Annotated in this window: 11 protein-coding genes and 2 pseudogenes; 5 read left to right on the top strand and 8 right to left on the bottom strand. The window is 61.5% G+C overall.

The features are described from left to right. Nucleotides 1-307: 307 nt before the first annotated feature. The 7 genes and pseudogenes from AC629_RS42435 to AC629_RS49555 form a co-directional block, all read right to left on the bottom strand. Nucleotides 308-1,180 carry a cytochrome D1 domain-containing protein gene (locus tag AC629_RS42435; RefSeq protein WP_084810576.1) on the bottom strand — a complete coding sequence of 291 codons (873 nt, stop codon included), beginning with the start codon at nt 1,178-1,180 and terminating at the stop codon, nt 308-310. Between the two features lie 312 nt (nt 1,181-1,492). Further along, nucleotides 1,493-1,813, bottom strand: coding sequence for a PepSY domain-containing protein (locus tag AC629_RS42430; protein ID WP_084810577.1), 321 nt, complete (start codon nt 1,811-1,813; stop codon nt 1,493-1,495). Between the two features lie 267 nt (nt 1,814-2,080). Beyond that, the gene (locus tag AC629_RS47450; protein WP_168195728.1) at nt 2,081-2,530 is read right to left on the bottom strand and encodes a PepSY domain-containing protein; all 450 of its coding nucleotides are present in this window, start codon (nt 2,528-2,530) and stop codon (nt 2,081-2,083) included. A 349-nt stretch (nt 2,531-2,879) separates the two neighbouring features. Next, a complete protein-coding gene (locus AC629_RS42420) occupies nt 2,880-3,755 on the bottom strand; it encodes a tetratricopeptide repeat protein (RefSeq protein WP_168195727.1) in 876 nt (291 codons plus the stop codon). Further along, the gene (locus AC629_RS42415; protein WP_084810573.1) at nt 3,715-4,707 is read right to left on the bottom strand and encodes a hypothetical protein; all 993 of its coding nucleotides are present in this window, start codon (nt 4,705-4,707) and stop codon (nt 3,715-3,717) included. The genes AC629_RS42420 and AC629_RS42415 overlap by 41 nt, the downstream gene beginning before the upstream one ends. 537 nt (nt 4,708-5,244) lie before the next feature. Continuing rightward, complete coding sequence (locus AC629_RS50050; RefSeq protein WP_283848240.1) at nt 5,245-5,373, bottom strand: hypothetical protein; 129 nt, start codon at nt 5,371-5,373, stop codon at nt 5,245-5,247. A gap of 119 nt (nt 5,374-5,492) precedes the next feature. Next, nucleotides 5,493-5,772 (bottom strand): annotated as a pseudogene (locus tag AC629_RS49555) (hypothetical protein). On the opposite strand from AC629_RS49555, the gene AC629_RS50370 reads away from it, so the two are divergent. From AC629_RS50370 to AC629_RS42395, 3 genes and pseudogenes are all read left to right on the top strand, one after another. Then, nucleotides 5,690-6,091, top strand: coding sequence for a hypothetical protein (locus tag AC629_RS50370; protein ID WP_349531675.1), 402 nt, complete (start codon nt 5,690-5,692; stop codon nt 6,089-6,091). The pseudogene AC629_RS49555 and the gene AC629_RS50370 overlap by 83 nt on opposite strands. A 129-nt stretch (nt 6,092-6,220) precedes the next feature. After that, nucleotides 6,221-6,505, top strand: a complete 285-nt coding sequence (locus AC629_RS42400) for a DUF6557 family protein (protein ID WP_502693114.1) — start codon at nt 6,221-6,223, stop codon at nt 6,503-6,505. 13 nt (nt 6,506-6,518) lie between these two features. Continuing rightward, nucleotides 6,519-6,765, top strand: a pseudogene (locus tag AC629_RS42395) (hypothetical protein). Nucleotides 6,766-6,870: 105 nt separating this feature from the next. On the opposite strand, the gene AC629_RS42390 reads toward AC629_RS42395, so the two are convergent. Beyond that, nucleotides 6,871-7,482: a mechanosensitive ion channel family protein gene (locus tag AC629_RS42390; protein ID WP_084810570.1), complete on the bottom strand. Its 612-nt coding sequence runs from the start codon at nt 7,480-7,482 to the stop codon at nt 6,871-6,873. Nucleotides 7,483-7,790: 308 nt separating this feature from the next. Between AC629_RS42390 and AC629_RS42385 the strand changes: the two genes are divergently transcribed. Beyond that, nucleotides 7,791-8,012 carry a hypothetical protein gene (locus AC629_RS42385; RefSeq protein WP_084810569.1) on the top strand — a complete coding sequence of 74 codons (222 nt, stop codon included), beginning with the start codon at nt 7,791-7,793 and terminating at the stop codon, nt 8,010-8,012. A 54-nt stretch (nt 8,013-8,066) separates the two neighbouring features. Continuing rightward, nucleotides 8,067-8,447: a hypothetical protein gene (locus AC629_RS42380; protein WP_143199893.1), complete on the top strand. Its 381-nt coding sequence runs from the start codon at nt 8,067-8,069 to the stop codon at nt 8,445-8,447. The last annotated feature ends 119 nt before the right edge of the window (nt 8,448-8,566 follow it).

Genomic DNA, 8,566 nt, shown 5'->3' with positions numbered 1-8,566 from the left:
GGAAATGTTGCCATCTGGCGTGGCCTTTCCAGATTAACCGATATCGAACTCGGCGCCGAAATCGGAGCGGCTGGAAATGTGGGTAATTGAAAGCCACGCCGGATGCTTACAAAGCAACAACGCATTCCACTAGGAAACGCTTTCACCCGATGCACGCGGGTGGAGCGAAGAGCAATCGCGCCGCAATTTCGAGACAGTCTCGAGACTGTTCAATCCGGGCGATCCCGACGCGAGCCGATTGCTGCTGCATCCGCTTGGCCCCGAGGGTGGCGGCGATGTCTTTCATTCCGGCGGCCGGCAGTTTCGGTCAAGGCGCGACCCGGCCTGGCGCACCCTCGCCGCCTGGGTCAATGGAGCGACGGAGCGACGGTAGCGCGACCTCGCCGGCGAGCTTGAGATCCTCAAGCGAATAGACGTACACCGCGTTGTTCGGGATGCTGGTCACCCATAGCGTCTTGCCATCGGGTGCGACGCCAATGCCATGCGAGGGCGCAGTGGCCCGCTCACCATCGGTTTCAAACTGGGCTTTAGCCGCCGACAACTGGATGCGCCCCACTTCCTTTCGCAGGACAAAATCCACGACGGCGAATCCATTGAAGTCAGACAATTGCACGAAGATCCGCTTGGTCGAACCGTCGGGGGCAGCTTCGATGGCCATCGGCCGAATGCCCATATCGAGCTTGACCTCCCAAGCGGGTTGTTCGGTGGCGAGGTCAATGATCGTAATGATCCCGCTGCGGATCGAACCGGTGACTGCGTACTCGCTATCCGGCGTCACGTAGACGTTATGCAGTCTGCCGTTCACAGGCACGCTTTTGGTCCGGGTCAGGGTTGTCGGATCGATGATATCGAGCGCGCCTGGATCGCGGGCGATGCCGACGACAATGCGGCCGTCCTCGGCCACAGCGATATTGTTCGGGTGGGCGCTCAGCGGCACCTTCTTGATCAGCCAACCCGTCTTGCGATCGAAAACATCGAGCGTCGAGTCGACCTCATCGCTGACATAGACTCTGGAACCGTCAACGGAAAATGCAATTCCATGCGCCCCCTCAATGCCTTTGATCTGCTGGACCACTTTGTTGGTGGCAGGGTTGATCACATCGATGCTGTCTCCGGCACTGTTGGTGACGTAGACGCGCACCATGCTCGCCGCGGCCGGCACTGGAGCAAGCAGCAGCAATAGGCACACATGGCATAAGCCGCGGCAAGTATTCGTTGCCACCACACTGCCAATCATCTGATGCCGTCTCAGGGTAGGTAGCAACCGGCTAAACGGCAAGGCGGCGGTGTGGACGATTGTCCCGCCGGAAAAATAAGGTCATGACTTCTGGCCTGTTTGAGACGTCCCGGTGATGTCCGCTGTTTGGCCGCGTTCCGAGATGGACTTGAAATGCCGAAGACATCGTATCTCGGTTGCGAAATGACCCCGTCTCGGACATTCGCAGAATCTAGCTCTTCACAAGGGCCGCATTTACGCAGAACGGGCCACATCTCAATCAGGGTGAGGACCTTCCTTCTTGTTTTCCAACACCCGGCCGGAGTGTGCATCTACGCCGACTTCCTGCGTTACGGCACCGCGTTTAATGTCGAACGAGTAGCGCAACCCACTGCCGCCCTTCTCTCTTTCGAGTTCCTCATCGGTGATCTTCCCTGGATGTGCTTTCAAAGCGATTGCGCGAGCTTCCGCGATGCTGACTTTGGCGTGCTTGGCCAATTTTTGGCCGGTGTAGGCACTAGCCGGAAGCGTTGCCATGGCCAAAGCGATCGCTACGCCGCCGGCTATCGTTGTGTTTAGTTTCCTCATCATGGTCATCTTCTTCGTTCGTAGGGTGCGCGGTTCTCGGAAAGGGATAAGCCGTTGAGGTTTCGGGATCATGGACTAGCAATTAATGATCTGTATCCACTCGTGCTTGGTCAAAACTCGATGACGCTTATTGGCCTGCACCAGCCACCCCCAATGCCTGTCTCCGCGTCTGCTGTCAGAGGTTGGGCCAGCAGCCAAATCGATGCGAATGTATGGTCCGGCCGTGCTCAGCGCCGCCAGTGGATGAGGCGGGTCGGGACCTTGTCAGCGCTGAAGCTACCGTATCTTACCGCTCTTGGGGTCGACCGTGTACTTCGTCATTGATCCGTCTTTCACTACGGAGATTTCGTAGACCACTTGGCCGTTTGTCTCTTCTAATCCCGCGCTGATCGCCTTGCCTGAGCCTTTTTCCTCCGCAAGAGCGGTGGCCTTTGCAAGATCGATTGTGGTGGTGGTCCCGTCTCCAAGCAGTTCTCCTGTCCAGGCATCAATGGCGCCTTCCCATATTTCATTGCCCTGATATGTCTTAACCTTGTAGGCCAGTTGATCAGATTGAGCATCGAAGCTGACATCAACCACTCTCGCATCTTTGTGCTTTTGGGCGGCGATCTTGATTGCCTGCGCGAGGCTTATCTTGGTCTTCTCGAACGCCCTAATTTCTCTCTGGCCGGGAATGACATCGGGTTCTGCAACTCGCTGCGCGAATGCCGATGGAGCCGCGATCAACGCAAGCAGAAGCCAGAATGGTCTTAACCACGGGAGCCTCCACAGATTGCGACTAGCCCGCTCCCAAAGCTGGGCAAAATGGAGGCGTTCTCGCGCCCCCCCCGAGCGCGAAATCACCGGCGAAGGGACCGATAGTTCTATCCTATTGACGAATGCCGCTGTTGGCCCTTCTGCGAAGTATCCGCTCGCCCTATCGAGGTCCGGACAGTGGGGTACAGCGGACTCGATTTGCTCACGTTGAGTTCTTCGCAGTTTGAGACATCGGTCTCCCACAGCGCGCACTGCCCGCGGCCATTGAGGCTCTCGGGCAGTCAATTTCCCTCGGCCCGGCGGCACCACGCGTTGAGGATCACAACTTCGACAGCTCCAGCTGCTGTCGGTCGCCGATCCACGTCGCGGCAAGGTCCGCTTCCAGCTCGCTCGCCTGGTCGGCCTTGCCGCGTGCCTTATAGAGTTCGGCAAGCCCGTACCACGACCAGCCGTTGCCGGGGGCACGCTTGAGCGCGCGCTGGAACTGCTCCTCCGCTTCATCGAGTCGGCCCGCCTGCATCAGCGCGACTGCGAGCGACTGCCGCACCGGGTAATACCAGTAGGGCGGCTCCGTATAGGGCAGGCCGTCCTGCAGCGCAGCCGCCCGCTCGAACCGCTCGATCGCGGCAGCCTTGTCGCCTTGACGCTGCGCGACGCGGGCTTCGATGACACTGCGCGCCAGCGCCAGCACGTCCTGTGCCGGAACGTGCGAGGCGTTGAGCAACGTGAAATCCCCGTTCTCAAGGGCCGCGATCGCATTGGCTTCCGCCTTGGCGGCGGTAAAATCGCCCTGCGCCGCGTAGGCAACGCCGCGCGCGTAGTGCCACATGGCCTTGACATACGGAATAGCGTCGCCGGGATCGGGGAGCGCCAGAACGGTTGCGGAAGGGCTGAACAGCGCATGGGCGAAGTAAGGCGCCGCCTTCACCGGCTGCACCAGCGCGATGCCGCGCGCGACCTCGTCGGGGATGAGGCCGCGCAGCTTCTCGGCCGCCGCGATGACGGTGGGTCCGTCGCCCGCCATCTGGGCAGACGCCAGCACGAAATGGACGTTGTGTGGGTAGTACCCGAGGCGATACACGCCCATGGGCGCATTGGTCGTCGCCAGATATTTTTCGTCCACCCCGATCGCCGTCTTGTTGACAGCCAGCGCGTCAAGATAGCGCCCGACCCGGTAGTAGATGTGGCTCGGCATGTGCACGAGGTGGCCGGCGCCAGGAATGGCCCCCCCGCAGTCGGTCCGCATAGGGCTCGGCGCGCTCCGGCCGGTCCGACGCCTCCACCGCGTGGATGTAATAGTGCATCGCGCCCGGATGGTTCGGGTCGCGCGCCAGCACCCGTTCGAGCGTCGGCACGATGGGGTCGCTTTGCGGGTTTGGCGCGTGGCCGCCCGGCTGCCAGTAATTCCACGGGCTGAGGTCCATCACCGCTTCGGCGTAGAGCACCGCGATCTCGTTGTCGTCCGGGAACTGCGCCGCGGCCTTCTCCATGGCTAACGCATAAGCGGCATCGAGCGGCACCCGGTCCGCCTTCGCGTCTTTGGCGTAGCGGGTCGCGACCGCCGCAATCAGCGCCTGCTCGCGCGGGGTCGCCTTGGGGGCGAGCATGAGCGCCTTCTCGGCTGCCGCGAAGGCCGGCGCCACCGCGTCTTCCTGCATCGGCAGATTGATGTTGGGCCCCAGCACCAGCGCTTCGCCCCAGAAGCACATGGCGCAGTCCGGATCGAGCTTCTGCGCCTTGCGGAAGGCGCGCTGCGCCTCGCTGTGATTGAACGCGTAGGTGAGCCGAAGTCCTTGATTGAAATACGACTGCGCCAGCTCGTTCGCGGTCGTGATCCTGTACGTCACCCCGCCCAGCCCCTCCCACAGCGGCGGATCTGTGTCGGCGAAAGCGGCCGCCGGCGAGGCGGCCTGCATTTCCGCTTGCGGCACCTCCGTGCGTGTCTGGGCCAAGCGCAGCATGACGCGAGTTACGCCGGCCGACGCCGACCCATGACAGACGGCAACGTTAGCGCCGAGCTGTCGCTCGGTAGCGGCGGCGATGCCTATGCTGTCGGTCGGGCCGCTGCCAACGGCGAACGGTGCAAATAAGCCGCCCACCGCCGCACCTGCAGCCAGAAACGGCAGCACGGGAAAAATCACGCGCATGGTGCCCTCCACTCTGATGACAGAGCTCAGGCAGAGCGCGGCGCCGTAAGCGGTGCGCGACCGCCTGGGCAGTTAGGGAGGCTACTCCTCGTGCGCCGCCGCGGCAATGGGTGCATTTCGGCAAAGGCATCCGTGTTCCAACGTAATTCCGTACGCCGTGGGCGCGATGTCGGCTAATGGCCGGTTTTGTTTGAAAAAGTCCTCGTCGCCGTCGGTCCCAATTTTTTAAGAGCCGCTGGTGCGTTTTACGCCGTCAGACACGGCGGACCACATCAACCTGAATAAAATCTCTAAGCGACCTTCTTCATCGCTTGAGGAACGTGTTCTCAGGAGAAGCGAGCAAGCTTTTCCGAGAATTTTGCATTGGCAATATTTTCGACTTTTTCAACAAAATCGGCCCTTCGCGACATACTGCGCCGCCGCGCGAGCTTGATCGCTAACGGGGCAAAGACGTAGCCTTCGTCGCGTCACGCCAACTAGCTCCGCAAAGCCATTGCCGGCGTTTGTCTCGGCCCGAACCTGCGAACTGATGCCAGGTCAGGTCTCAATGACCTCGCCATCTTCCTTGACGAGGCGGCCGATGTGCCGATTGGGCAGCAGATCTAGCACCGCCTGGGCGCGGGCAAGCTCGACGACGAGCTTCCTCACCCGCGGGTCGAGGCGCATCCAACCTCGGGCGGTTTTCTTCAATAGACCGGGGGCAATCGGCGCCAGAAGTGATCGCTCATGACGGAAGGCCTGGAGGATGACGGACGGTCACCATCTAGTCTTCGCGAGAACCATGTTCAATCTGTGGTGGCCTGCGCCGCCGGCGGACACTCGGGGCAGATGTCGCCGATCGAATCCAGTACCTCGCGGATCTCCGCGACGGCATCGTCCGGAGAGACCCCGGACGGCGCATCCTGCCTGGCGATGTCGAAGGCGCGCGCGGGCGTGCGGGTCGGCCCGGTCCTGCGCCCAGCCGTGCTCCTCGCATTCGTGGATGGCGCCGGCTTCGTTGAGCACGGAGATCGCCCAACCGCGCAGCGTCCGGATCGCCGGTCGCCTCTCCTTCGTCATCAGCATCGTGATCTTCTGCCGGGGACGAATCCTTTCGCCGCCGGCTCGTTCCGAGGCGGTAGCACGGGACTGGGATTCCAATTTGCGCGGGCTCTGTTTTGACGCCATGTCAGCAAAGCCCGACGCCGCTGCGCCCCAGACCGTCGACCTGGATGAGGCCGCCGACCAGGCCATCGCGGCCTGCGGCGGCGACGCCCGGGAAGCCGTCAGGGCGCTGCTGGTCGCGAACGACTTTATCGAGGCGCAGCTCGACGAGCTGCGCGCGTCAGTGTCGAAGGGATATTCGCGCGGGCGCCACGGCGCGCAGCTCGGTCGCAAAGAATGAAATCGGATGCCGATTGCGATGAGGTGACGTCATGACGATTGCGGAGCTATTCGCGTCTCTGGACCGCGAAGCAGTGATCACAGAGCTTGAACGGAAAGCCCCCGGCAGGTCGAGAATCGGGACGGGCACATCGAGGCCTGGGACGAGATCGTCGGCCTGAAGCCGCTGCCGACGAAATACGCCTGTCGGGTCGATCTGGTGCAGCGAGGGCCCCGGCGCAGCTACATCGACGTCTCCGGCACCATCGAAGGAAGCGACGATCTGCTTGCGATCGAGTTCGTCGACTGGCGCCAGTCGATGCCCGTCGTCCTCGGCTCCGGCATGGCGGACACGCCACCGCTGACGGTGCTGGCCGCGATCCTCAACGAGATGACTTTCGCCGGCTACAGCAACCTCGAGGCGACAGGGAACTGAACGGAGGCGCAAGTTGTCCGAGGTAACCTACTACGTCGCACTGCCATTCGTAACGAGCGACGACGGCATCGCACCAGGGAGCGACGGAATGCTTCAGCGCCAACGCTGCGGTGATGCGCGCCGAGGCGCTCTCGCGCAAGTCCGGCCACGTTGGCGCCATCGCATTTTCGCGGACCGGCGACCTGTCGAGCGGCGACTTCAGCGACGCCAAGCTGATTCGGAAATTCGGCGAAGTGCCGGACGATCTGAGCGCCTTGTGAACTGGCGATGACGGCAAATCGCCTCGGCTTACTTGCGAGGTCGCGCGGTATGCGGCGCCCCCGAGAGGTGAATGATAAGGCCGCGCAAGGGTAGCTCCTCGGAACTTATCGTCGGTCGGTATTGTCCATCTCGGGAGCGAGCGGCGCAGAGTCGGCATGTTTGCGCAGTCCAACCGTTGAGATCACTGCATGACCGCTCACTCTAAAGATCTTCTGGAAAAACAAGTTGTTTGGAATCTGCAGCACGGTCCCGCTCTCTTCGCGTAGTGTCGTGAACATCAGATTCCGGTCGGTAACCTGTCCCTTCAAATTCTCGGGCAGAATTTCGACGGTCTGCCCAAAATGAAATGGTCGCCAGAGCGCGAGAAAGAAGCTGGCGGTAAAATTGCTGATCATCGCCCAGGTGGCAAGGAAGCCCACACCAATGACCGTTATGGCGCTGACCAGAACGGTCCAGACCCCGCCTAGTCCGACACCCCAAATGTTGAGAACGGCAAATGCGGTAAGGATCCAGAGGCCGGCAACGACGATGCGACTGATTGTAAGATTGGTCTCATCCGTCAGATGCAAGTGACTTTGGAGGTATGACAGCCACCGCCGGAGAAGCCGCTCCAGTACAAGAATAACAATCGCGGCCACAATCAAGATCGCGACCGTTCCGACGACGGTCACGACATTGATGTTGTGATGATCAAGCCATTCAGCGACTTGGGTCATTGCTGACCTCAACAAGTCAATTGCAGTAGGACGCGGGCGACCGTCGTTTCAACGCAAGTATCGGCTGACGAGTTCCGACGAAATGCTAAACGAGGACCGAAGCCGGCATTAGCTGACATGCACGGCCCCGGCCCCGCGGGGCAAAAGAGAAGCCGGCAAGCCCGTTGAGCTCATTCTTGCACGACGGCTCTCTTAAGGGTCGCCCAAGTCCGGCGTTCGCGATCGAATCCTCCTCTCTTGCAACTCAGCGGCTTCGGCCGGATACTGGCTGCAGGTTCTTGGTCATCAGCAATCCGAGGAGGGCGATCATGGCAATCCAGATCGTGATGGACCGCACCGGCGACAGCCGTCAGCTTTTCGACCCAAACGACGCGCGAGAACTGGCGAAGGCGGAGAAGTGCTTCAACGAGCTGATAAACACCGGCTTCACCGCCGCGGTCCGGACGGGCCCGGGTCAGGTCTCGCGGATCCGGTCGTTCGACCCGAACGCGGAAGAAACCGTCTTCTTCCCCAGGCTGGTCGGCGGGTGATCGGTCCGCGTCATGTTGGGCTTCAGGTCATCTCGCCCGGGTGAACGCTCGCGCATGAGAGCCATACGGTCTCTCTTCATCAGACGCGGCGCCGAGAGAACTCCGGAGGGCCGCTCGCTGAGGCTCTTGCGGGAGTGGCTGTCGCCAGCGCAGTGGGCGCAGTTCGCGGCAAAGGGCTATTTCGAGGTTGTCGGTGGCGATACCGGCAAGCAGTACAGAATCTACGCGGGCGCCATGACCAACGTTTGCGAGGTCGACGAGAAGGGCTGCCCGACGCTCGGGCGGTGTTTCATGCCGCTGGGTGATCTGCCGGTCGGAGACGTCATGCTCGCCCAGAAGATCGCGCTGGAAAGCTGCGAAAACCGCGCGCTCGGGGTGGCCAGAAGGTTCGCTCCGACCGGTTTCATGTTCCGGCGAAGCCGGCTTGTTGGCTGAGGTGCGATATGGCGGCAACAGCTACACGAGTCGTTCTCGATACGCTGGCGGCGGAATTTCGGCTTCCGGCCACCGACGGCAAGACTTACGCACTGGACGACGTTGCGGGCGAAAAAGGC

The sequence above is a fragment of the Bradyrhizobium sp. NAS80.1 genome (assembly GCF_001908205.1).
Classification (GTDB): Bacteria; Pseudomonadota; Alphaproteobacteria; order Rhizobiales; family Xanthobacteraceae; genus Bradyrhizobium.
This window is presented reverse-complemented; position numbering and strand designations above follow the sequence as displayed.